This window comes from Reinekea marina, from assembly GCF_030409715.1.
Classification (GTDB): Bacteria; Pseudomonadota; Gammaproteobacteria; order Pseudomonadales; family Natronospirillaceae; genus Reinekea; species Reinekea marina.
The window spans coordinates 1001862-1026603 of sequence record NZ_JAUFQI010000001.1 but is presented as its reverse complement, the minus strand read 5'-3'; the positions used below and the strand labels follow the sequence as shown (position 1 = coordinate 1026603).

The following is a 24742-nucleotide window of genomic DNA, read 5'->3' as shown; positions in this document are numbered from 1 at the left end:
GGCGACGGTAAAGCGCAAAAAATCGGGCTGATGCCCGATTTTTAATGTAGATTCAACCTCTAAGAACTACCGTTAGGCGTCATCATCCGACTTTGGTTCAGAAGACTCTTCAGGTCTTGATACTCGCTCATCTGAATCCTCACCTGCTTTAACTTCTGGCTCAGCTTTAGCGCTAGGCTTGTCTCGATCTTCCCAGCCTTTCGGTGCTCTTGGCGTTTTGCCTGCCATGATGTCTTCAATTTGTGCCGCATCAATGGTTTCATATTCCAACAATGCATCTTTCATAGCTTCTAGCTTATCGCGGTTCTCTTCTAGAATGCGGTAAGCCTCTTTGTAGCTGGCATCAAGAATTCGTTTAACTTCTTCGTCTACCTTTTGCGCTGTCATTTGAGAAGCCGCCAGTGCTGTAGTTTGGCTGCCTAAGTAGCCTTGCTGTTCTTCTTCAAACTGCTGAGCACCTAACTCACTTAAACCCCATTTAGTCACCATGTTGCGGGCGATTGCAGTAGCTCGCTCAATATCGTTCGATGCCCCAGTGGTTACGCCTTCGGCGCCTAGCGTCATTTCTTCGGCAATTCGGCCACCGTATAATCCGCTGATCTGGCCTTGGAGCGCTCGCTTGCTGATAGAGTAACGATCTTCTTCCGGTAAGAACATGGTCACACCCAGGGCGCGGCCACGAGGAATGATACTCACCTTATAAACAGGATCATGGTCTGGGACCAAATTACCCACAATGGCATGCCCTGCTTCGTGATAAGCGGTATTAGTTTTTTCTTTTTCAGACATCACCATGGCTTTACGCTCAGCGCCCATCATGATTTTATCTTTGGCGCGATCAAATTCTTCCATTGAGACTAAGCGACGATTTAAGCGGGCTGAAAACAGCGCAGCCTCGTTGACTAAGTTCGCTAAATCGGCACCAGAAAAGCCCGGCGTACCTCGCGCAACAATCGCAGCATCGACATCGTCAGCAATTGGCACTTTGCGCATATGAACTTTTAAAATTTGCTCACGACCAAGGATATCTGGCAAGCCAACAGTTACTTGGCGATCGAATCGACCTGGGCGTAATAACGCAGGGTCTAGTACATCTGGGCGGTTTGTAGCGGCAATAACAATCACACCGTCATTCACTTCAAAACCGTCCATTTCAACTAAAAGCTGGTTTAAAGTTTGCTCGCGCTCATCATTACCGCCACCAATACCAGCGCCACGTGATCGGCCAACAGCATCAATCTCATCAATAAAGATAATACAAGGGGCTTGCTTTTTAGCCTGCTCAAACATGTCGCGCACACGTGATGCACCTACGCCGACAAACATCTCTACAAAGTCAGAACCAGAAATAGAGAAGAAAGGTACTTTCGCTTCACCCGCGATCGCCTTAGCTAGCAAGGTTTTACCCGTACCAGGAGGGCCAACCATAAGCACACCGCGAGGGATTTTGCCGCCCAAACGCTGATACTTACCTGGGTCTCTTAAAAACTCGACTAATTCTTGAACATCATCTTTGGCTTCTTCTACACCTGCAACATCTTTAAAGGTGGTATTAATTTGGTCTTCACTGAGCAAACGAGCCTTACTTTTACCAAAGCTCATCGGGCCTTTGCCACCACCGCCGCCACCTTGCATTTGGCGCATGAAAAACATGAAGACCGCTAAAATAATTAAGATTGGGAAAGAGGCAACTATAAGCTGAGTCCAAATACTAGGCTGCTCAGGCTGTTTGGCTTGCACTTCCACTCCGTGCGCGATCATATTTTCGATCAATTCTTGGTCGCTGGTTTGCGGCGGACGCACAGTTTCAAAGGTAGTGCCATCTCGACGCTCACCCACTATGGCCTGACCTGAATAGGCAACTGAACGTATCTGATCTTGCTGCACTTGCTGCACAAATCGCGAGTAGTTCACTTTTTCAGCGCTTGGCGCCATGTCAAAATTATTAAATACAGCCAGTAAAACCACTGCAATGATGAGCCAAAGTACTAAATTCTTCGCCATATCGTTCAACTTTCACCTTCTTACGTAATGAATGTTACGTACAAACTTATCCTTTATAACCTGAAGCAACCACATAGGTTTCTCGTGAACGTGCTCGAGAAGCTTCCGGTTTACGCATTGTAACTTTTGTAAACTGCTGACGAATAGTTTTAATGTAATCATCAAAGCCTTCGCCATGAAAAACTTTTGCTATAAATCCACCGCCTGGCTTAAGAATAGACTGCGCCATATCTAACGCCAGCTCGACCAAATACATGGCTGCCGGTTGATCAATCGATGCATTGCCACTCATATTGGGGGCCATATCCGATATTACAAGGTCAACGGGTGATTCTCCAATACATTCAAGAAGGCTCTGAAAGACGCCGTCATCCGTAAAGTCGCCCTGAATAAACTCGACGCCGGCAATAGAATCCATCTCTAAAATATCAGAAGAAACGACTCGGCCCTTGTCACCGACTAACCGCGCCGCGACCTGAGACCAGCCACCAGGTGCTGAGCCTAAATCTACAACTGTCATCCCAGAACGGATCAGTTGCCCTTTTTCACAGATTTCCAATAATTTATAGCTTGCGCGACTGCGATAGCCATCTTGACGCGACATTTTCACGTATCGATCATCAAAATGCTCATCCAACCACTGTTTGCTGCTTTTTGATCGTGCCAATTCAATTCCTCTTTAGGTAATTTGTACTATCTAAAGTACAATTACGATGTTTCGATAACATTTAAACATGAGATAAACAGAATATGAAATTAACTCAAGACCAAAAAAAGCGATTTCGCACCATTGGCCACCAGCTAAACCCCGTTGTAACGGTAGCTGATAAGGGCCTAAGCGAATCCGTGATGACAGAAATTGAACGAGCACTGAACGACCACGAGTTAATTAAAGTGAAAATCGTTGCCGAAGATCGTGATGACAAAAAGGCCATCATCGAAGCCATCACAGGGCAATGTGGTGCAATTTTAGTACAACAAATTGGTCACATTGCTTTAATCTTGAAAAAAGCGAAAGAGCCGAACCCGAAATTATCGAATATCAGTCGATTCTCACACCTGTAATCGGTGAGCGCACTTTAATTTACGAAATTTTTCGTCAACTAAAGTGCGCAAAATTGCTATTTAATCTTAGTTAACCAACCGTGCTTGTCTTCAGCTTTACCCCACTGAATGGCATTGAGAGCTTGGCGCAAACGCTCCGTTGTCGGACCAGCCTGCCCACTGCCCACAGAAAACTCTTTATCCTTATGAATTAAAGTTCCGACCGGCGTTAAAACGGCGGCTGTTCCAGAAAGCGCGGCTTCTGTACCGGGTTTTGCAGCACGCTCAAGCAACTCATCAACACTGAGCTCACGCTCTGATACTTTCATCCCCAAATCACGTGCAATGGTTAGAATAGAATCACGCGTTATGCCATGCAGAAAAGAACTGTCTAGCGCTTTGGTAATCACTTCATCGCCATCGATTAAGATAAAGTTTGCCGCACCGGTTTCTTGAACATCGCCACCTGGGCAAAACAATACTTGATCAGCGTTGTATTTTTCACGTGCTTGAGAGATAGGGGCTAAGGCACTGGCGTAGTTTCCGCCGCTTTTAACCATCCCCATGTGTGGCGCGCAACGCATGCCATCTTCTTCTAATAACAACCGTAACGCTTGTGCGCCACCGGCAAAATAATCACCGACCGGCGAAAGCAAAACATACAACAATGAACTCAACGATGGTGCCGCCGCCTTTCCAATCGCGGCCTCAGTACCTAAGTGTGTTGGTCGAATATACATAGAACCCGGTGGTGCTGGGGTTTCGTCGGCGTATTTTTCGACAATATCGGTGATCATTTTCGACAATAGGGCTTCATTAATTGCAGGCAAACTTAACAATTGTGAGCTTTGCACCATACGCGCAATGTTTGCTTCCATTCTGAAAATATTGACTGAACCGTCTTCGTGCTTAAAGGCTTTCAAACCTTCAAAACAGGTACTTGAATAATGTAAAACGTGTGCCCCAGGATGAAATTCAAGCTTATTTGAAGGGACAATTTCGCTGTCGCTCCATTGGTTATCTGAATAACTTGCTAACGTCATCTCTGGAATAAAAACGGTACCAAATGCAGCCATGTTGTTTTCTCTTATAAGTGCGATATTAAAGCCATTGTAAGGCAATTTGATCTAAAATCACCAGTCACAAATACAGCCTTTCCACCGCAATGCTTGCAACTGTTCATTGCACTGTACACAACGCATTTACAGCGGCCTAATGAATGATCTTATCTTGCCAAATATTAACGATAGTTTGTGTCGCTTTGACAAAGGTCTCCGGCAATTCTTCAATGAGCCGCTGCCTGTTTTCATTTTGCAATATAGCGTAATGAACTTCTTGCCTCAGCGCCAAATAGGCCTCCATCCAATCTCCCTTTTCGCCCTCTGTAATCAAGCCATGTTTCGCCAAGGCCTCAATGCAGCGGACGTTGTCTGACCACTTCGCGAGCTCAGGGTATTCATTCGCATACGCCAACACCAAATACTGAACAATAAACTCAAGGTCGACGATGCCACCGGCGTCATGTTTAATATCAAAACATCGGCCTTCTAACTCAGATTTTGTTGAGAGGTGAGATGACATTTTTGCACGCATTTCTACGATATCTTTTTTCAAAACAGGAAGGTCTCGCTTGCTGCAAACGATATCCCGGCGCAATGCATTGAACTTTTGCTTAAGATTTCTATCACCTGCAATAAATCGGGCGCGCACTAGCGCTTGGTGCTCCCAGGTCCAAGCATCATTGCGCTGATACTTTTCGAAGCTCGGTAAACTGGTTACTAATAAACCCGAGCTTCCAGAAGGTCGTAATCGGGTATCAACTTCATACAACATCCCCGAAGGCGTGTTGCTGCTCAGCATGTGGATCAATTTTTGCCCCAGTCGCGCCATAAACACAACGTTCTCAATTACAGAAGGGCCTTCGGTCTGCCCGTTCGTGTCGGCATCGTGAATAAAAACTAAATCCAAATCGGATTCATAGGATATTTCTAACCCACCCATTTTGCCATAAGCAATTACGCCAAATGGGAAGTCACACCAATCGCCATTGGTTTGCAGCGGGCGGCCATGTTTGGCAATCATTTGCCGCCAAACAATCGCCAACGCCTGATCCACGACTACTTCAGCCACCCACGCTAAATAGTCGGATATTTTCATTAATGGCAATTGATTCGTCACTTCGCAAGCCGCCGCCCTAAGAATACGAGCGTGGTGAAAATGCCGTAACACTTCCATCTGTCGCTCCAAGTCATCCTCAGGAACCCTTAACATTAATTGCTGAATTTCATCATGCAACTCAGTTTGCCGTGGTAACTGGTACAAACTCTTTAGGTCTGTCAGCTCATCCAATAGAAACGGATTTTCTTTAAACTGCTTTGTTATCCACGAACTCAATGGCGCTAGCTTCACCAGCTCTCGAATGGCCTGCGGATTTTCTGAGAGCAATACAAAATAAGATGACCGCCGCAATATGGCTTCCAAAATGGGACGTATGATCGTAAAACGCCGGTCGCCGTCGGAAAACTGACTCAATTCATACCATAAAATAGGCATGAAATTATCTAAATTTTGAAGCGACTCATCGGTCAGTTTTTGAATGGTCGGATGTTCAGAAAACTGCATTATCAGGTCGGTTAATTCTGGCGTGCACTTTAAGCTTGTTAGAGATGCCTTAGATTGCCATGCTTCGACAAAAGGACCAATCGACGAAATTTTATTCACCGGCTCTTCTTCGGCAATCAAATTGCTAAAATGTACATTCACAGAGCTACGAACCTGTTCTAACTTACCTAGCAAGGCTTCTACACTTGGTTCGTTCATATTTGCAGCCAAACGCTCTAAGTCGCTATCGTCGGTAGGCAACATCTGGGTTTGTTCATCGCGCAGCGCTTGAATTTTGTGCTCTAAATCTCTCAGAAAATCGTATGCATTGATGAGTTGATTGACCACTTCATTCGGCAAAAGCTCTAACGCTGCAATTTGCGTTAAGGCGGACCAAGTTCCCCGCGTTTGCAACGATTCATCTTGGCCACCACGCACCAGTTGAAATACTTGAGCAATAAATTCAACTTCTCGAATACCACCTTTTCCGAGCTTGATATTTCGTCCTAAATTTTGGCGACGGACTTCTTGTTGAATTTTCACCTTGAGTTCACGAAGTGCCCCTACGGCTTGGAAATCAACATATCGCCGATACACAAATGGGCTTAACAATTGCTCCAATTCGTATTTTGACTCTGCGGTTCCTGTTACGGCTCTAGCCTTTACCATGGCAAAGCGCTCCCAGAAACGACCTTGCTGTAGATAATAGTTGTTTAGAGCTTTAAAGTTTGAGGCTAATGCTCCAGATTGCCCCCATGGGCGTAATCTCATATCTACGCGAAACACAAAGCCATCGGCTGTTCGTGCATCGAGCAATTGAATTACCTTTCGACCTACCCTCGTAAAATATTGTTCGTGTGGCGTGCCGTTACTTGTTTCCCCTTCGCAAGGATAAGCAAAAATCAAATCAATATCTGAAGAAAGATTAAGCTCTTGAGCTCCGTGCTTACCCATGGCAATAACATGAAGCCGCTGGCTTTCACCAGAAAATGGACAAACCGCAGGTGCACCCGTTTTAAGCTGCCAAAATTGTTCAGCCCACCACACGGCGAATTGCAACGCACTGTCAGCAAGATCGCTCACTTGTTTCGCTGTTTCGCGCACTGTCGACAACTGCAAGGCATCACGAGCCATTAAACGAGCCATGTGCCGATTACGCCAAACCCGAAGATCGTGCATAACTGACGGTTCGTTATCGAGCGTCCATTGATTGGCAAGTGCTTCTAACTCGGCATTGGCGTCGGTTTCCTGCTTAAAAAACTCAAGCTCGCGATTCCAATCGGGTTGTTTTTTTAGCCAGTCACACAACCAAGGGCTTGCCATCAATAAACGATCGGCGGCATCACTATGATCACATTGAATATATTGATCGAGTGATTTCATCGCTTGGAGTGCTTTTGCGAGCTGTTTATCCATGACGGCTATGTCTCCTTAATAGACTGTCAGTATGTATTGCCCTTAAGTTAACCGCATCTGGGGAACTTTTTGACGCATCTAATGTCTTGTATCAAACGTATGACTACTATCATTTGCGAGTCTTTGTTAAATTGCAACGACTCTACAAAAATATTAAGGACATTTTAATGAGCATTAAAACTCTCGCTCAGCTTTGCATAGCCGGCACATTGTTTTCAGCAACATCGCTTTTTGCCCAAGACTGGAGCGACATTGAACAAAAAGCTCAAGGACAAACAGTGTACTTTCATGCATGGGGTGGTAGTGAAACTATTAACGACTATATTCGATGGGCTGGAGAACAGGTTAAGAAAAGCCATGATGTCACCTTAAAGCATGTTCGAGTCACAGAAACAGGCAATGTTGTTAGCCAAGTATTATCTGAGAAAACCGCGGGCAAGCTTACCGAAGGAGCTGTTGATTTAGTTTGGATTAACGGCGAGAACTTTAGAGCCATGAAACAAAACGGTTTATTACTAGGCGCTTTTACGCAAAAACTCCCAAATTACGCCTATGTTGATACTGAAAACAAACCCACTACTTTATTCGACTTCACTACATCGGTCGATAACATGGAAGCTCCTTGGGGCATGGCTCAATTAGTCTTTATGTACGACACAGAGCAAGTTTCTCAGCCTCCTAAAAATATGAACCAATTACTAAATTATGCCGAACAAAATCCAGGACGTGTCACTTACCCTGCGCCACCGTCGTTTTATGGAACCACCTTTATCAAACAAGCATTACTGGAGTTAACTGACAATAAAGAAGCACTCTATGCACCGGTTGCAGTGTCAGATTTTGACACCGTAACGGCACCACTTTGGAATTATTTAGATGCTTTGCACCCGCACATGTGGGGTCAAGGAAAAACCTTTGCTTCAGGCGCGCCACAAATGAAGCAGCTATTAAATGATGGTGAACTCGATATTTCACTCAGTTTTAACCCAAATGACGCTAGTAACGCCATTGCAACCGGTGAGCTGCCAGAATCCATCCGAACCTATGTCCATGATGGCGGATCTATCGGGAATACCCACTTTGTGACTATTCCATTTAACTCCAGCAACAGTGCAGGGGCAATGGTCGTAGCTAATTTCTTAATGTCGCCTGTCGCTCAAGCTCGTAAAGCCGACCCTAGTATTTGGGGCGACCCAACGGTACTGTCAACGCAAAAACTGAACGCTGAAGACAAAGCTTTATTCGAAAGCCTTCCTCTTGGCCAAGCAACCTTGTCAGATGAAGAATTAGGCTCAGTGTTACGTGAACCACACACGAGTTGGGTGGAAGCGTTAGAAAAAGCCTGGTTGGCTCGTTACGCTAATTAATGTTATTAGGTTTAAATCGCCATGCATGGATAGCTATTGCACCTTGGTTAATGGCAGGGCTCTTTTTAGGGCCTGTCGTTGTGGGTTTATTAGGCACTTGGTTGCCTGCTGCGGGTTATTTACCCGCGCTAGGGCAATCAGAGTTCTCATTAACTCCGTTGATCAGCTTTACCAACTATCCCGGCGTCGGCAAAGCATTTTGGTTATCACTTAGTACAGGGTTGTTTTCTTCTCTGCTGGCACTTATGAGTGTCTTCATACTTTTGCTGGGCTTATACCCTTCAACAATTTTTAAAAAATTAGAGCGTTTTTTAGCACCGATTTTATCAATCCCGCATGCGGCTTTCGCAATTGGCTTTGGTTTTTTAATCACCCCAAGTGGGTGGTTTTTTAGAGCCATTCATGAGGTTACCGGATGGTTTAATCGCCCTCCCATAATAACAACACTACAAGACAGTGAAGGCCTGAGCTTAACTTTGATATTATTATTAAAGGAAACTCCGTTTTTATTGTTTATGGCCTTAGCCACTTTACCAACGCTAAAGGTTTCTAAAACACTTTGGCTAGGGGCTAGCCTAGGGTACTCCAAGGTATTTACCTGGACATGGCTACTATTTCCACAGTTATACCAGCGACTGAGGCTACCTTTTTATTCGGTCATTGCGTATTCATTATCGGTGGTCGATATTTCGATAATCGCAGGACCAACGGCACCGCCCACGGCCGCGGTTATGATCACGCGCTTATTTACAGATGCCGACTTATCGCATCGGTTTTTAGGCGCTGTCGGGGCAAGTGCACTATTAATTTTAGTGCTCGTTTGTTTACTTGGGGTTCGAATAATTGAGCAGCTTTTAACAAAGCTAAGGTCTCGACAGTTAGCCAAAGGAAACCGTCGTAAAGCCCCTCAAAAAATACTCTTTGGGTTGTCGATGACAACGCTGCTGATGCTGACTGTCAGTTACTTTTTTTCGTTGACGGTAACTTTTTTATGGAGCATTGCACAACGATGGCGGTACCCAGACATTTTTCCTAGCGCTCTGACCAACACTTCTTGGCTAAGGTCCTTTGATCGCCTATCAGAAACGCTAACAACAACCTTTTCAATAGCACTATGCTCAGCTGTGCTCGCCGTGATTCTCTGTTTATTAGCCTTAGAAAACGAGGTACGGCTGCGCTATAAATATAGTCACAATATCAACTCTAGCTGGCTATTACTTTGGCTTTATTTACCGTTGCTCGTGCCACAAGTTGCTTTCTTATTTGGGTTTCAAGTGAGTCTAATTTACCTAAATTTAGATGGGCACTGGTTGGCGGTGCTCTGGTCTCACTTAGTGTTTGTTATACCTTATGTGTTTTTAACTTTGAGTGAGCCTTATCGAAATTATGACGATCGCTATAGCTACATCGCTAAGTCATTATCGGGGCAACCCATTCGCGCTTACTTCAAAATTAAATTTACCATGTTGCTACGCCCAATTCTCTATGCGTTCGCTATTGGATTCTCTGTCTCCATTGCGCAATATTTACCGACTCTTTTTGTGGGGGCCGGCCACTACGCTACCATCACAACAGAAGCCGTTGCGATGACATCGGGCAGCAACCGAAGAATGATAGCGGTTTTGGCTATGTGGCAACAATTACTGCCGCTTGCCATTTTTACACTCGCTATTGTTATACCGGCCATTCGATTTAGACAACATCGATCGATGAGCCATACTGAATAGGATACCTATGTCATTTATCATTAAGCAATTGACCATCCACTTGAATCAAAAACCGTTATTTGATGCGTTAAACTTAACCGTTGCAAATGGTGAAATTGCGGCTGTAATGGGCCCAAGTGGTTCAGGCAAGTCAACCTTACTGGCGGCCATTTCAGGTACTCTCGCGGGTAATTTTCAAATGCATGGCGATCTCATCTTAAATGATCAATCGTTGAAAGGCGTCGCGATAGAAAAGCGCGGTGTTGGCATTCTCTTTCAAGATGACTTGCTCTTCCCTCACCTCGATGTGTGCGAAAATTTAATTTTTGGCCTACCGGCGAGTATGAATAAGAAAGAGAAACTGGACAGAGTTCACCAAGCCCTGATGACTTCAGGATTAGAAAAGTTTGAACATCGCGATGTTTCGACACTTTCTGGAGGTCAACGCGCTCGTGTCAGTTTACTTCGCACTTTACTTTCTAATCCCAGTCTCATTTTATTAGATGAACCCTTTTCAAAACTAGACACTGAATTGAGAGCACAGTTTAGAGAGCGAGTGTTTGAACAAATACAGTCGTACAATATTCCAGCTTTACTGGTAACTCACGATAAAGAAGATGTACCCGAAGGCAGTACCACGTTGATATTGGAGAGCCACTATGCTTGATCGTTGGTCCTTAAAATTAATAAAACCTGCGCTCGGTAACACAGCTAAGCTGTTAAACAAGTTAGATATCAAGGCCAATCATGTCACCGTAACCGGTTTTTTTATCGGCATGTTGAGTATTCCTTTGCTCGCCTTTGAACACTATAACTGGGCGCTTGTGGCTCTTGTATTAAATCGCTTAGCCGATGGATTAGACGGTGAGCTTGCTCGATTACAATCTGCGACCGACACCGGAGCGTTTTTAGACATTGTGTTGGATTTTATCTTTTACTCTGGCATTGTTTTTGGCTTCGCTTTGGCAAACCCAGACGCTAATGCGCTTGCTGCTAGCGCCTTGATATTTTCTTTTATGGGTACGGGGGCTAGTTTTTTAGCCTTTGCTATTTTTGCAGAACGTCGACAATTATCCTCAATGACTTACCCTAGTAAAGGCTTTTATTACTTGAACGGTATAACAGAGGGGACCGAAACCATCGCCTTCTTTGTGCTGATGTGTATATGGCCGATGCATTTCGCAATATTTGCGTGGATTTTTGCTGGTCTGTGTGCGGTAACAACGGTGATCAGGGTTCGTAGCGGTGTTTTTACGTTAACCGAACAAGAGCGCAAAGCCTAAATAAGCGATGCGCTCACACTAAGAATATTATTGAGTGAACACTCGATTCTCTTGCTCTTGTACACGGATAAAAGTAGTACGCTTTGAAAGTTCTTTCAAAGAAGCGGCACCCACGTATGTACAGGTGGAACGAACACCGCCTAGAATATCGGAAACGGTTTGCTCTAATGGACCACGATAAGGCACCTTAACCGTTTTCCCTTCACTGGCTCGATAATTCGCCACGCCGCCATGATATTTATTCATGGCCGTATCGGAACTCATACCATAAAACAATTTAAACTGTTTGCCTTCTTGCTCAACCAAGTCACCACCTGATTCATCGTGCCCGGCCAACATTCCACCAAGCATGACAAAATCGGCACCGGCGCCAAAGGCTTTAGACACGTCCCCAGGGCAAGAGCAACCGCCATCCGAAATTACATGGCCATTTAAACCGTGCGCGGCATCTGCACATTCAATCACCGCCGATACTTGCGGATAACCCACACCCGTTTTTACTCGAGTAGTGCATACAGAACCAGGACCAATACCGACCTTAACGATATCCGCACCAGAAATGATAAGCTCCTCGGCCATTTCGCCTGTGACCACATTACCGGCCACAATAACAACGTCTTGATTATCGGCACGGACTTTACGCAAAAACTCAACAAAATGCTCTGAATAGCCATTGGCCACATCAATGCAAGCGAACATAAGTCTTGGGTCTAACGCTAGAATTTCTTTTAACTTAGCAAAATCAGCATCCGAAGTGCCTGTGCTGACCATGATGTAATTACACTGTTCATCGCTGATTTCCGACAAAAATGCTTGCCATTGCTCAACACTGTAGTGCTTGTGAACGGCCGTTAACATTTTATGATTGGCTAATGTTTTTGCCGCTTCAAACGTACCGACAGTGTCCATATTGGCCGCAATAATGGGCACACCTGTCCAAGTTTTTTGACTGTTGCGGAAAGTATAGGTTCGATCGAGAGACACTTGCGAACGGCTTTTTAAAGTTGATCGCTTTGGGCGAATCATGACATCTTTAAAGCCAAGTTTGATTTCATTTTCAACGTGCATAACTACTCCGGTTTGGGATACTTTTGATCAAGCCGGTGTCCAATGCTATCACGCAGTTTGCATAATCGGTAGATTTATTTGACCAAATGGTTAGATCATTTAAATGGACCGACGAATTAGGCGGTCCATTTAAGAGGGATTAGGCAGAAGCGGCGATTATGCGCTCATATTTTTCCTGCAATTGGTCGTTAGTTTCAACGTGATTAGGGTCGTGCGGAATGCAATCCACAGGGCAAACCTGCTGGCATTGAGGCTCATCGTAATGACCTACACACTCAGTACAAAGGTTAGGATCAATTTCATAGATCTCTTCGCCTTCGTATATTGCGCTGTTTGGGCATTCCGGTTCACATACGTCACAGTTAATGCATTCATCCGTAATGATTAGCGCCATGCATCAGATCCTCTTTGTCGCGGGTTAAGTCGATTAATTATTGAAACGTTCTTTCAGAGCGGCTTCTACAATTGGGTGCACCATCTTTGACACATCGCCATTTAAATGCGCAATTTCACGCACAAACGTTGAAGATATAAAGGAATATTGTTCCGATGGCGTTAAAAACAAGCTTTCCAAATCTGGAGCTAACACGCGGTTCATGTTGGCGAGCTGGAATTCGTACTCAAAATCACTCACAACACGTAAACCACGCAGAATAACGGTAGCTTTGTGCTCGCGCGCAAATTCGACCAACAAGTTACTAAAGCCTTCCACTTCGACATTACCTAGGCCCTGCGTGACTTGCTTTGCCAAATCAACTCGGCGCTCTAAGTCAAACAACGGTTTTTTACGAGGACTGTCGGCAACGGCCACGATCACCTTATCGAAATGACGTAGGCCACGTTCAATAAGATCCATATGACCACGGGTAATTGGGTCAAAGGTACCTGGGTAAACAACTATGCTTGACATCTATGAGCTCCATTAAAAAGCGCGCGCATATTAACGTATGCGACGCTGACAAACAAATTAACGACCAAAAATCCTCATAATTGATGACACAAGCCAATTTTTATAGGGTGGATAGAATAATTGTAGGCTATTGATTCGGCCCTTGCTTACCACGGGCTTGGCCTTGGAAAACGTTTGAAAACCATCATAACCGTGATAATGCCCCATTCCGCTGTGCCCAATACCTCCAAAGGGGAGATTATCCATGGTGACTTGGACCATAGCTTCATTAAACACAAGCCCACCACTGTGAGTTTGTTGTTCAAAAACCGGTTTCAAAGACTTATCATAGCCAAACACATACAGAGCAAGCGGCCGTGGTCGGTCATTAATGTATTGAGTGGCTTCGGCTAAGGATTCATAACCGACTACAGGTAAAAGTGGACCAAAGATCTCCTCTTGCATTACAGCGCAATCGTCTGGAACACCCGTCAACAACATCGGTGGCAGCTTGGTTCCATAATCCGCTAAATTTTCACTGTCACCCGCTATGTGCAGCGCTGCACCGCGCGCCAACGCTTCTTCTACATAGCCCACTAATCGCGCACGCTGTCGTTCATTGATGATTGAAGTATAGTCATTGTTATCGGCGACATTTGGGTACTGTCGACGTGCTTCCACCAAGAAATGCTGAACAAATTCGTCAATACGATCTGTCGGGCAAAGTACATAATCTGGTGCTACGCAGGTTTGACCTGCATTCACGCACTTCGGAAACACTAACCTAGCCGCCGCTTCGCGAACGGGGATCGATTTATCGATAACGACCGGGCTTTTTCCGCCCAACTCTAGCGTCACTGGAGTTAAGTTCTGACTGGCGGCACGCATGATGTGCTTGCCAACTGTAGTAGAACCCGTAAACAATAGGTGATCAAAAGGCAACTCTGAAAAAGCTTGGGCTATATCGACTTCGCCATTTACGATGCGCAGTTCTGATGCCGCAAAATATTTTCGCACCAGCGATTCCATTAACGCGCCAAAGGCCGGCGTAAATTCAGAAACCTTGACCAATGCCACATTTCCTGCCGCAATAGCACCTACGACTGGCGCTACGGTTAGCAGCAATGGGTAATTCCAAGGCGCAATGACCCCAACGACACCAACAGGCTGATAAATCACCTTTGCACTGGCAGGCATATGAATGAGGCCCGCAAATTTACGCTTAGGTGCAGCCCAACGCTTCAAGTGCTTTAGCGCATCATTAATCGCCATCATGCTGGGCAAAATTTCACCAATGCGTGTGTCGTTATAAGCACGGCCATCAAAATCGGTTGAAATCGCCTCAATCAGTGCGTCTTGGTTCTCCAAAATCAATGCTTTTAACTTAAGTAAGCGTTGTTTTCGAATAGACACACTCGGGTAAGGCGAAGTGGCATAGGCACGTTTTAACGCCGAAAACTGCTCATTTACGTGCTCAAAAGACGCTGTGGGTAAGGGTGTGGACATCGTAAACCAACCTATAAAATTGAATAATTGTTAGGCAGTTTAACTATAAATGACCGCGGGTCAACTAATGTTATTGACCTGCTGAACAAGGCGTATTCTTAAATTTCCAGCGGTTTTGTCTTTAACTGTTTGCCAATGAGGCGATAAGTCTAGTATTTGCGATTTCGGTGTTTCTAAATACAAAAAACCTTTCGCGGTTAAAAGCCCGCGTGTCTCGATAATCTCCAGTGTTTCTTGCCATAAATTCAACGCAAATGGAGGGTCTATAAAGATCAAATCGACAGGGCTCGAAACCGATTGTAAATACTGCGCCGCTTTAACTTTGTGAACCCGTGCATTGGTTTCTTTAAGAGTCGTCAAAGATGCTTGAATAGAATTGGCTGCCTGTATAGAAGGCTCTACAAAATCACAATGCTCTGCCCCACGAGACAAGGCTTCTAACCCCAAAGCCCCTGTCCCAGCAAAACAGTCCATAACATGCATGTCGGCCAAGTCAAATTGCAGCCAATTAAATAAGGTTTCTCGAATTCGGTCCGGTGTTGGGCGCAAACCTTCAATAGCTGGGATAGGCAACTTTCGCCCCCGATGCTTACCCCCGACAATTCTCAGTTGCGCCAAAACGGGTTTATTACTGGGGCGTTTTGATTTGCTCAAGAGCATACTCCATCATTCGGTTTACATCTTTTATGGAAACGTTGGCAAGCCGCTCAGGCTGCTCAACAAAAAAACGGAACGGCACATTATAAACTATGGCTGTCTGTAAATATCGATGCAATTGCGACTGGGTTCTATTGCGAGCCTTTGCCGATTCAACGAAGGCCTCATAGATGGGTTTGAATTCACTGGCATTTACATCGAATAGAACGTCTGTCGACAACGTGCTGTTAAATGTCACGACACTGCGTTCACGGCGGTGGTCCCATGACATTTGAATGTCGTATCCAGACAGGCGCTGCTTAATAATGCTAACGGCCATTAAAAAGGCTAACTGATCTTGAGATTGCATGGGTGGTGAAGTTAAATGTGCTAACCCTCGACTCGATGATATATTAATCTCAATGCCCTCACCGCGTGTTTCGGCTAACGCTCGATCAATAAGCTCCGCCCACTGAGTATTAAATGGCCCAGAAACGACTATAGACTCGATATTGCCTGGTAACCATTGCTCTAAGAATAATAAAGACTCTTCTAAAACCGCTTTATTAACTGGATTCGTTAAAGTGAGCACCAACTTACCACCTTGCAGCTGGCTCGAAAATGCCGAGCTGTTATCGACCGCCAAAGAAGTGGACGGGATCGCATTGAGTACAATACTCATGATTAAAGAATCGGCCGAAGGCAGCGCTAACCACTGCACGGAACCAATGCTTCTCACCTCAACGTTATCTAAAGACCAACGTTGGTTACTAGATGCGCTTACTACATTCTCGGGCACATCCGGGTCGGAGCCCAGATTATTTAAAATGATGATCATCGGTATCGTTATATAAATGATGATCCACAGCGTACGACGCCGAAAGTGAAACATTCTACTTATCCATTTTTGGGTGACTCTGTGCTAGCATACCGTCCCGTTTATCAAAGCAAAACTGGCAACTACTTAAAATGTTTGGATTCTCAAAGCGTAAAGATAAAACTGAACCGGAAAAAGCCACCGAGGCTGCGCCAAAATCAACATGGTTTGACCGTGTAAAATCTGGTTTAGGGAAAACCCGTAAACAGTTGTCGAGCGGAATGGCAACGGCCCTACTCGGTAAAAAGACTCTTGATGAAGACACGTTAGAAGAATTGGAAACTCTTCTGCTGTCCTCCGATGTTGGCATTGAAGCGACTCAGGCCATTTTAGATAACTTAGTAGAGCGTGTTAGTCGTAAAGAACTGAAAGACTCAGACGCGCTGATGCAAGCTTTACACGAAACATTAACCGATGAGCTCACGGCCGTCGAAGCCCCCTTAACCATTGAACAATCGGATAAACCTTTTGTCGTGTTAGTGGTTGGCGTAAACGGGGTAGGTAAAACCACGACTATTGGTAAAATGACCAAGCATTTTAAAGCCCAAGGCAAGTCAGTCATGCTCGCAGCGGGTGATACTTTTCGCGCGGCGGCCGTAGAACAGCTGCAAACATGGGGCGAACGTAACGATGTACCCGTTATTGCTCAACATACCGGTGCTGACAGCGCTTCGGTTATCTTTGATGCGGTTCAAGCAGCCACTTCTAGGAACGTCGATATCGTAATTGCCGATACCGCTGGCCGATTACACAACAAAGACAATTTAATGGCTGAACTTGAAAAAGTGCTCCGCGTTATGAAAAAAATAGACGATACAGCCCCACACGAAGTGCTGTTAGTGCTCGATGCCGCCACAGGCCAAAACGCCGTCAGCCAAGCCGAAAACTTCACCAAAGTCGCACCGCTAACGGGTTTAGTTTTAACCAAACTGGATGGCACCGCAAAAGGTGGGGTTATTTTCGCCCTTGCGAAAAAGCTTGGTTTACCCGTTCGCTTTATTGGTGTGGGCGAACAAGCTGAAGATTTAAACACATTCACCGCCTCTGAATTCGTGGATGCACTATTGAGTAGCGATGCCGAATGATCCATTTTGATCAAGTCAGTAAACGCTATGACGGCGGCTTTGAAGCCCTATCTAGCGTCAGTTGCAGTATCGAAAAAGGCGAAATGGTCTTTCTCACCGGCCATTCTGGAGCCGGCAAAAGTACCTTTTTGAATTTATTGACTGCGATAGAAAAACCATCTTCTGGCCAAATACGCGTTGATGGCCAGCAATTGAACACTCTAACAAAGCGCGATATTGCTTTTTACCGTCGTAAAGTTGGCATTGTGCATCAAGACCACCAGCTGATCATGGATCAGAGTGTTTTCAACAATGTAGCCCAGCCACTGCTGATTGCTGGAGAAGCCCCAAATGAGGTAAAGCGCCGTGTTCGCGCCGCCCTCGATAAAGTTGGGCTTCTTAGCAAAGAAAAGTTTAACCCCGTGCAACTTTCTGGGGGTGAACAGCAAAGAGTAGGGATTGCGCGGGCTGTCGTTAAAAAACCCGATCTAATTCTAGCCGATGAGCCTACAGGTAACTTAGACCCTGAATTGTCTCGCGATATTATGAATCTGTTTCGACAGTTCAATGAAGTGGGCACTACCGTATTAATTGCCAGCCACGATTTAGGCCTCATAGCGCGATTAGATTACCGGGTTTTGTCGTTAAACCAAGGCAAATTGCTTGCCTCACCTTTTCAATAGTTAAGGCACCCATATGTCTAAACGTAAAGCGGCCACCAACCGACGTCGCAATAGAGCACCCACTATAGATGTTAAGTCTTGGCTTCGGCATCACCGCCAATGCGCGGTTGAGTCTTTAATTCGCTTGGTCAAACACCCAATTTCTTCGGCCTTAACTTGGTTGGTCATTGCGATCGCCATCATGTTACCGACGCTTTTCTACGTTGCCTTTCACGCCGTGAATTTGTCGACTCAAGCTTGGCAAGCTGGCGGGCAAATCACCTTATATTTATCGGATGACACCAATAAAGCCGAAGGTTTAGCCTTAAGTGCCGACCTAGCCAGCCGACCTGAAATAGAGTTCAGCCAATACATCGATAAACAACAGGCCTGGAGTGACTTTCAAAGCGCACTCACGATGACCAATGAACTGGCTGATTTTTCGAACCCCCTGCCGGCCAGCATCGTCTTGATACCTAAGCAGCAAAGTAGCGTTGAATTAGAAGCACTGGTTTTAACATTGCAAGGGCTCGCTAACGTAGACAATATTCAAATAGATTTAGAATGGATCAGCCGATTAAACCAATTGTTGGCATTGGCCGAGAAAGTGGTTCAGTTGATTGGCCTTATTTTAGCGGTAGCGGTGGTCTTAATTGTGGGCAATACCATTAGGTTAAACATTGAATCGCGCAAAGATGAAATTCGAATTATTAAGCTGCTGGGAGCGACCGACGCCTATATTAAGAGGCCTTTCGTGTATTTGGGGTTTTGGTACGGCTGCCTTGGTGGCTTAGCGGCATGGCTATTAATCACCCTAATCAGCCTAAGCATACACTCAACCTTATCGGAGTTTCTCAGCAGCTATAACCTGCTAGCACCTAAACTGTGGTTAACAGGCCGCCAAATAATATTATTACTTTTGGCCTCTATCCTCATCAGCCTGTTTGGCGCGAGAATAGCGTTATGGCGGCATTTAAGAGAGTTTGATCAGCCTAAATGAACCAAAGGTTATACAAGGTGATCCAATAACACTGTTTCAACGTAAATCGTTTGTATCAAGGGTGTAAAACTGGGTTTTCTTTATACGCCTAGCTATCTTATAATGTGTCATGAGATAGATTTCACACAACTCCTAGGAGGATTAACTGAGTGAAACTGAACAGTTCGGTACCAGCATTGGTATTAGATTCCTTATCGCCAGGTCAGAATCTTGAAGCTTATATTTCAACGGTCAACAGCTTCGAATTACTGACAGCCGAGGAAGAAAAAGAATTAGCAGAGCGTCTTTACTACGACGAAGACCTAGAATCTGCCCGTCGTTTGGTGCTTTCGCATCTTCGATTTGTCGTGCACATTGCAAAAAGCTATTCCGGCTATGGCCTCAATCAAGGCGACCTTATCCAAGAAGGTAACGTTGGCTTAATGAAAGCCGTTCGTCGCTTTAACCCAGAAGTGGGTGTGCGCCTAGTGAGCTTTGCTGTGCATTGGATTAAAGCTGAAATTCACGAGTTTATTTTGCGCAACTGGCGCATCGTAAAAATTGCGACCACCAAAGCACAGCGTAAACTGTTCTTTAACCTTCGCAGCTCGAAAAAGCGTTTAGGTTGGTTAAATGACCAAGAAGCGCAAGACATTGCAGATACCTTAGGGGTCACCAAAAAAACCGTTTATGACATGGAAGGACGCCTAACTTCTGGCGACCCAACATTCGACGGCATGCAAGACGATGACGATGAGGGCCCTGCTTTTCATCCATCTGACTACTTGATGAACAGTGCTGATGACCCTGCGTTGGCTGTTGAAAACGCCGATTACACTGATGATGCAAATGAGCAACTGTTTGCGGCGTTGGCCGATTTAGACGATCGCTCTAAAGACATCATTAAACAGCGTTGGTTAAGCGAAGAAAAAGCCACCTTGCATGAATTAGCCGACAAATACGGTGTTTCTGCTGAGCGAATTCGCCAGCTCGAAAAAAACGCCATGAATAAAGTAAAAAAGGTCATGTCGGTCGAGTTTTAAACCACGACGCCTTTTACCAGAGCCGCTTAGTGCGGCTTTTTTTTGGCCTAACAGAAGCGACTATTGAGCCATTTGTATGAATCGAACCACCATCATTATAGGCACTTTAATGTGTGCATTATCGGTCGCTTTGGGTGCTTTTGGCGCGCATGCTATTGCAGAACAGGTAAGCCCTGCTCGATTAAACACTTGGCACACCGCTAGCCGCTACCTGATGACCCACGGTTTGGGCTTACTAGGGTTAGCCTTGTTAGCAAAAACCTACGCTGTTTCAGTTAAACACTCGGCTATACTGCTCATGGCCGGTACGGGCCTGTTTAGCGCGGCTCTATTATTACTGGTACTTTTCGATCTACCTTGGCTTGGTGCCATTGCGCCGATAGGCGGCGTACTCATAATTATTGGCTGGCTCAGTGCAGCCTTAACCTTTTTTAAACGATTGTAACTTGAGAATAAACATGACCGATTCGACTCCAGAACAGCCCATTCAGCGAAAAATCCGCAGTTTTGTCATGCGTGCAGCAAGAATGACCGATGGGCAAAAAAAGAGCTTAGATGAAAACTGGGCCAACTATGGTTTATCTCTGGCCGATGGTGCTCTTAATTTAGAGCAAACTTTTGGGCGAACATCCGATGTCGTCTTAGAAATTGGTTTTGGCATGGGTGATTCATTTGTCGATATGGCGATTGCAGCACCCGAAAAAGACTTTATTGGTATTGAGGTACATTTACCGGGTATCGGGCGAATGCTTAACCGCACTGAGAAAGAGCAAGTTAAGAACATACGGTGCTACAAAGAAGATGCTGTTGAAATACTGCAAAACTGCATCGCTGATGGCTCGTTAGCTACCGTTCAATTGTTCTTCCCCGACCCATGGCACAAAAAACGTCACAATAAACGTCGCATTGTTCAGCCGGAATTTGCCCAGCTGGTTCGTCAAAAACTTAAAAAGGGTGGCACCTTTCACATGGCCACCGATTGGGAGAACTATGCTGAGCATATGCTTGAGGTTATGGATGCTGCTGAAGGCTTTTCAAACACATCTGGACAAGGTAATTTCACCGACGGTCGTCCGCCGCATCGCCCGGTAACTAAATTTGAAAAGCGCGGTCAAAAGCTCGGTCATGGCGTTTGGGATCTAATCTACCAAAAGAATAACTAGCCTTTAGGCCGCCTTGCGTGCCTTACGCACACGCTCATAGGCGGTCTGTATTTCCTGAGTTTTCTCCTTGGCAATAGACATCATCTCTTCTGGCAGCCCTTTTGCAACCAGCTTATCTGGATGATGTTGGTTCATTAATCGCCGGTAAGCCTTTTTCAACTCTGCATCAGATGAAGATGCGCTGACACCAAGTATTTGATAAGCATTGGCTAATTGTGATTGGCTTGAACGTGGCTGCTGCTGGTGCTGGCCTTCGGAAAAGTGCATCTGAGCTCGAATACGTTGATGAATTATTTCAAATTGTATTCGGTTAATGCCCAAATAATTGCTGATGGTTTGCAGTACATTGCGCTCGTTAACCGTAAGCTGACCATCGGAATAAGCCACCTGCAATTGCACTTCGAGAAATATTTGCGCCAAGGTGGCTCGCCGACCAATGACATCAGCTAAGTCGGTTAATACGGTTTCAATTGAGAACTCCGGATCTTTACCTTCATTAAACAAGCTCATGGCTTCTAGTCTTTGGCGTTCGGATAACCCCATTCGCGCCATCACATGCCGTGCTATTTCAATCTCTTGCTCACTGACGCGGCCATCGGCTTTGGCAACTTTCCCCATGACTAAGAACGTGGCTTGGAAGAAAGCTGTTTGTAAAACGCCTTTCGAGCCACCACCGATATCGCCCTGAGCACGCCTCGCCTGAGTTTTATCAAAGGCATTACCCAACAATATACCCAGTGCCGCTCCAACTGGGCCACCGAAATACAAGCCTAGGGCGGCTCCGATGAGTTTTCCTGTCCAATTCAACATACGTCTACTACCCAATTTACATCTTAAAAGTACTGACACGGCAAGATTAGTCGCCCTGCTTATATTTTACTAACGGATTACCCTGAAAAACTGTGCGGCTGCTCCATAATTCGATAGAATCAAGGCTTTAATTTTAACCACGAAATACGTTGAAACTACTCTATCGCGTTTTAGCCACAGCAATCACATCTTACACCACCGTTAGCTATGCACAAACGGTGGTCGATCTGGATTGGGTCGATATCAATCAATTACCTGAGCAGGACTCGGCAAACATCGCGCCCTATTGCCCGGGAGGCTTTGTTTCGCCTGCCTGGCCTAAAACCGATGAGACTATAATTCACTATGATCGTGCTGAAGCTAATGTGAATGGTTCGGGCGTATTTTATGGCAATGTAACGCTCAGCGCAGAAGATGTACTCGCTCAAACGAATCAGCTCACCTATAACCGACCCAACGAACAAGCCACTCTCGAAGGAGAGGCGCTTATCCGATTTGATAACTTTGCACTTTCCAGTGACCAAGCACAATTTAGCACTCAAAATTCTGCGGCAAGTGCAAACAACAGCGTCTTTGTCATTCATTCCAACGATATGCGCGGCAAGGCCGACACTTTAGGGCGAGATGATCGCTACACCTATGCACAAAAAGTAGCCTTAACGCGCTGTTCTCCCAGCGACAACGCCTGGGCGCTTCAGTCGGCTAGCTTGACCATAGACAATGAAAAGCGTTACGCCAAAGCATGGCACACGCAATTAAAAGTTAAAGGGGTTCCAGTTTTTTACTGGCCGTATGTTAGTTTCCCATTAGACGATCAGCGATTTACGGGGTTTTTAACACCTACCTTTGGGTTTACACAGGGCGACCAGTTTTTAGGTGAGCTACGGCTGCCTTTTTACATGAATTTAGCGCCCAACTATGATGACACCCTAGCCTTGCATTATTTTGGCAATGAAGGCCTACTCTTTGATAACGAGTTTCGTTTTTTAACGCCTAACCATAATGGCATAAACGATGTAGCGATATTAACGCTCCCAAAAGATCTTGACGACTCCGCCCAACAAGACATTCAACGCTGGCAAGTAAAGCATCAGCAATCTGGAAAACTAAGTCAAAATACGGTTTACGATGTTAAAGCCAACTGGGTCAGCGATGTAAACTTTGAACAAGCTTTTGCTGCAGAAACCGAAGCAAAGCCTGAGCAAACACTTAAGGCCAACTTAACGCATCGTTCGGGCGATTTTAAGAACACGCTCGCCATCGACTACAAACAGCCTGTCGCTGATAGCGCTGAAGGCTACCGCTTTAACAAAACCCATGCTTTGGCAACAACTCAAGTGACGGATTGGCGTGGCAAACTCTACTATGAGCATCACTCACTGTTTGACGCAGAAGCACGACCTGCCAGCGCCGCCCAAACCGAACTCAAACGTCAGCCTGAAATCACACTTGAACACTCTACGCGATGGTTAGATTTTGTTAATACCGACACACAAACACGCATGGCTTTTTTTGATAGAGCTTTGAGCAACGAGTTAAAAAGCACACTCGATGAAAACGACGTGTCACTTAACAATTCAACGCAACGCAACCACGCTCAAATTGAGTTCACTAGCCCGATTATCGAAAACTGGGGGTATTTTAAACCCAGTATCACCGGTTATTACACGGTTTATAATACTGAAAATGATTTGTTTGACGTATTTTCAACGGCCAATGCAGCCACAGAAAAAAAACAAACAGACCGAACAGTTTGGCGGGCAACCTTTGACCAAGCATTGACTATCGAAAATCCTGGTGAAAAAGTTAATACCGAAATCACACCTAGACTCCACTACACTTATACACCTTTTGTGGAGCAGCCCCATGACGTATTAGAAGAAACAGAAGCCACCGCCTATGCATTATTTCAAACGTCAAGATTCAGCAGTATCGATCGCATAGGAGATATGAACCGCCTTTCAAGTAGCTTGACAAGCTCATTCATTTCTAGTGAAAACAACCGCACGCTGGCGACCTTAGCCCTCGAAAAGGGCATGAAACTCAGCCAAGAACGTATCACGCTAAACGAAGCGGCAACGGCAACTAACACACCTATTGAGTATTCTTCGTGGACGGTAAAAGCCGACGTTAAACCGAGCGACGCATTAACCGTAAGCAGCCAGTGGGGGTTTGCACACCGTTCACTAGAACTGAAAGATTACAACGTTAATGTAAGTTACCAACCGGAAGGCCGCGTTTTTAGTAACTTACATTTAACCCAAGAAGGGAGTGAACGAGAACTTGGGTTTGCAACCTACTTTCCGGTTCGCCAAAATATAGCCTTAATTGGCTATGCTATAGTCGAGAACAACGAAGAAGATTTTCAACTAGACGGCTTTAAATTTAAAGAATTTGTTTACGGTGTAGATTACGACAGCTGCTGTTGGAACATTCGCTTAGCTGGGTATGACACCGCCGTAGACAACGATCAGAGCGATACTTTTTTTCCACTTGAAACAAATCGAGGGGTGTATTTCGAATTCACCCTTAAAGGCTTAGGTGCAAGTTTTGGCACCATTGAAGACTTTTTAACGAATTTAAATATCGGGTACACCGGTAAAATGTTTAATTACAAATAGGTT

24 protein-coding genes are annotated in these 24742 nt (G+C 45.3%); 13 read left to right on the top strand and 11 right to left on the bottom strand.

From position 1 onward, the window contains the following. Positions 1 to 72: 72 nt before the first annotated feature. Positions 73 to 2004 (bottom strand): ATP-dependent zinc metalloprotease FtsH, encoded by a 1932-nt coding sequence (ftsH, locus tag QWZ13_RS05400; RefSeq protein ID WP_290283280.1) that lies wholly within the window; start codon positions 2002 to 2004, stop codon positions 73 to 75. 46 nt (positions 2005 to 2050) lie between these two features. Then, the gene (gene rlmE / locus QWZ13_RS05395) at positions 2051 to 2671 is read right to left on the bottom strand and encodes a 23S rRNA (uridine(2552)-2'-O)-methyltransferase RlmE (RefSeq protein ID WP_290280861.1); all 621 of its coding nucleotides are present in this window, start codon (positions 2669 to 2671) and stop codon (positions 2051 to 2053) included. Between the two features lie 83 nt (positions 2672 to 2754). Between rlmE and yhbY the strand changes: the two genes are divergently transcribed. Then, a complete protein-coding gene (gene yhbY, locus QWZ13_RS05390; protein ID WP_216001419.1) occupies positions 2755 to 3069 on the top strand; it encodes a ribosome assembly RNA-binding protein YhbY in 315 nt (104 codons plus the stop codon). 56 nt (positions 3070 to 3125) lie between these two features. On the opposite strand, the gene QWZ13_RS05385 is transcribed toward yhbY, so the two are convergent. Both QWZ13_RS05385 and glnE read right to left on the bottom strand, forming a co-directional pair. Next, complete coding sequence (locus QWZ13_RS05385) at positions 3126 to 4124, bottom strand: branched-chain amino acid aminotransferase (RefSeq protein ID WP_290280860.1); 999 nt, start codon at positions 4122 to 4124, stop codon at positions 3126 to 3128. Positions 4125 to 4260: 136 nt separating this feature from the next. Next, a complete protein-coding gene (gene glnE, locus QWZ13_RS05380) occupies positions 4261 to 7065 on the bottom strand; it encodes a bifunctional [glutamate--ammonia ligase]-adenylyl-L-tyrosine phosphorylase/[glutamate--ammonia-ligase] adenylyltransferase (RefSeq protein WP_290280859.1) in 2805 nt (934 codons plus the stop codon). A gap of 86 nt (positions 7066 to 7151) precedes the next feature. On the opposite strand from glnE, the gene QWZ13_RS05375 reads away from it, so the two are divergent. Genes QWZ13_RS05375 through QWZ13_RS05360 form a run of 4 tightly spaced genes read left to right on the top strand, consistent with a single transcriptional unit; the run spans position 7152 to position 11421 of the window. Beyond that, the gene (locus QWZ13_RS05375) at positions 7152 to 8432 is read left to right on the top strand and encodes an ABC transporter substrate-binding protein (protein WP_290280858.1); all 1281 of its coding nucleotides are present in this window, start codon (positions 7152 to 7154) and stop codon (positions 8430 to 8432) included. After that, complete coding sequence (locus QWZ13_RS05370) at positions 8432 to 10159, top strand: ABC transporter permease (protein ID WP_290280857.1); 1728 nt, start codon at positions 8432 to 8434, stop codon at positions 10157 to 10159. The genes QWZ13_RS05375 and QWZ13_RS05370 overlap by 1 nt, the downstream gene beginning before the upstream one ends. Before the next feature lie 7 nt (positions 10160 to 10166). Next, positions 10167 to 10805 (top strand): ATP-binding cassette domain-containing protein, encoded by a 639-nt coding sequence (locus QWZ13_RS05365; RefSeq protein WP_290280855.1) that lies wholly within the window; start codon positions 10167 to 10169, stop codon positions 10803 to 10805. Continuing rightward, positions 10798 to 11421 (top strand): CDP-alcohol phosphatidyltransferase family protein, encoded by a 624-nt coding sequence (locus QWZ13_RS05360; RefSeq protein ID WP_290280854.1) that lies wholly within the window; start codon positions 10798 to 10800, stop codon positions 11419 to 11421. Before QWZ13_RS05365 ends, QWZ13_RS05360 begins: the two co-directional genes overlap by 8 nt. A gap of 27 nt (positions 11422 to 11448) precedes the next feature. Here the strand turns inward: QWZ13_RS05360 and QWZ13_RS05355 are convergent, their stop codons facing one another. Then, positions 11449 to 12447, bottom strand: coding sequence for a GMP reductase (locus QWZ13_RS05355; protein ID WP_290280853.1), 999 nt, complete (start codon positions 12445 to 12447; stop codon positions 11449 to 11451). Here QWZ13_RS05355 and QWZ13_RS05350 point away from each other — a divergent pair. After that, the gene (locus QWZ13_RS05350; protein ID WP_290280852.1) at positions 12446 to 12571 is read left to right on the top strand and encodes a hypothetical protein; all 126 of its coding nucleotides are present in this window, start codon (positions 12446 to 12448) and stop codon (positions 12569 to 12571) included. The genes QWZ13_RS05355 and QWZ13_RS05350 overlap by 2 nt on opposite strands. A gap of 57 nt (positions 12572 to 12628) precedes the next feature. On the opposite strand, the gene QWZ13_RS05345 is transcribed toward QWZ13_RS05350, so the two are convergent. The 5 genes from QWZ13_RS05345 to QWZ13_RS05325 are packed head-to-tail and all read right to left on the bottom strand — an operon-like array spanning position 12629 to position 16412. Next, positions 12629 to 12883 carry a YfhL family 4Fe-4S dicluster ferredoxin gene (locus tag QWZ13_RS05345; RefSeq protein ID WP_216001427.1) on the bottom strand — a complete coding sequence of 85 codons (255 nt, stop codon included), beginning with the start codon at positions 12881 to 12883 and terminating at the stop codon, positions 12629 to 12631. Between the two features lie 33 nt (positions 12884 to 12916). Beyond that, a complete protein-coding gene (coaD, locus tag QWZ13_RS05340; RefSeq protein ID WP_290280851.1) occupies positions 12917 to 13399 on the bottom strand; it encodes a pantetheine-phosphate adenylyltransferase in 483 nt (160 codons plus the stop codon). Between the two features lie 57 nt (positions 13400 to 13456). Next, entirely contained in the window at positions 13457 to 14884 is a 1428-nt protein-coding gene (locus QWZ13_RS05335; RefSeq protein WP_290280850.1) for a coniferyl aldehyde dehydrogenase, read from the bottom strand. Between the two features lie 60 nt (positions 14885 to 14944). Beyond that, entirely contained in the window at positions 14945 to 15538 is a 594-nt protein-coding gene (gene rsmD / locus QWZ13_RS05330; RefSeq protein WP_290280849.1) for a 16S rRNA (guanine(966)-N(2))-methyltransferase RsmD, read from the bottom strand. Then, positions 15513 to 16412, bottom strand: a complete 900-nt coding sequence (locus QWZ13_RS05325) for a hypothetical protein (protein ID WP_290280848.1) — start codon at positions 16410 to 16412, stop codon at positions 15513 to 15515. Before QWZ13_RS05325 ends, rsmD begins: the two co-directional genes overlap by 26 nt. A gap of 77 nt (positions 16413 to 16489) precedes the next feature. On the opposite strand from QWZ13_RS05325, the gene ftsY reads away from it, so the two are divergent. The 6 genes from ftsY to trmB all read left to right on the top strand — a co-directional run bounded on the left by ftsY (position 16490) and on the right by trmB (position 21308). After that, complete coding sequence (gene ftsY / locus QWZ13_RS05315; protein ID WP_353958971.1) at positions 16490 to 17482, top strand: signal recognition particle-docking protein FtsY; 993 nt, start codon at positions 16490 to 16492, stop codon at positions 17480 to 17482. Beyond that, the gene (ftsE, locus tag QWZ13_RS05310; RefSeq protein ID WP_216001433.1) at positions 17479 to 18144 is read left to right on the top strand and encodes a cell division ATP-binding protein FtsE; all 666 of its coding nucleotides are present in this window, start codon (positions 17479 to 17481) and stop codon (positions 18142 to 18144) included. The genes ftsY and ftsE overlap by 4 nt, the downstream gene beginning before the upstream one ends. 13 nt (positions 18145 to 18157) lie before the next feature. Continuing rightward, complete coding sequence (ftsX, locus tag QWZ13_RS05305; RefSeq protein WP_290280846.1) at positions 18158 to 19123, top strand: permease-like cell division protein FtsX; 966 nt, start codon at positions 18158 to 18160, stop codon at positions 19121 to 19123. Positions 19124 to 19272: 149 nt separating this feature from the next. Beyond that, positions 19273 to 20145: an RNA polymerase sigma factor RpoH gene (rpoH, locus tag QWZ13_RS05300; RefSeq protein ID WP_216001435.1), complete on the top strand. Its 873-nt coding sequence runs from the start codon at positions 19273 to 19275 to the stop codon at positions 20143 to 20145. Between the two features lie 76 nt (positions 20146 to 20221). Then, positions 20222 to 20590 carry a DUF423 domain-containing protein gene (locus tag QWZ13_RS05295; RefSeq protein WP_290280845.1) on the top strand — a complete coding sequence of 123 codons (369 nt, stop codon included), beginning with the start codon at positions 20222 to 20224 and terminating at the stop codon, positions 20588 to 20590. A 13-nt stretch (positions 20591 to 20603) separates the two neighbouring features. Beyond that, a complete protein-coding gene (gene trmB / locus QWZ13_RS05290) occupies positions 20604 to 21308 on the top strand; it encodes a tRNA (guanosine(46)-N7)-methyltransferase TrmB (protein ID WP_290280844.1) in 705 nt (234 codons plus the stop codon). Positions 21309 to 21311: 3 nt separating this feature from the next. Here the strand turns inward: trmB and djlA are convergent, their stop codons facing one another. Beyond that, positions 21312 to 22133: a co-chaperone DjlA gene (gene djlA, locus QWZ13_RS05285; protein WP_290280843.1), complete on the bottom strand. Its 822-nt coding sequence runs from the start codon at positions 22131 to 22133 to the stop codon at positions 21312 to 21314. Positions 22134 to 22267: 134 nt separating this feature from the next. Here djlA and QWZ13_RS05280 point away from each other — a divergent pair, with 134 nt between their 5' ends. Further along, on the top strand, positions 22268 to 24739 hold the full coding sequence (locus QWZ13_RS05280; protein WP_290280842.1) for an LPS-assembly protein LptD: 2472 nt from the start codon (positions 22268 to 22270) through the stop codon (positions 24737 to 24739). Positions 24740 to 24742: the final 3 nt, after the last annotated feature.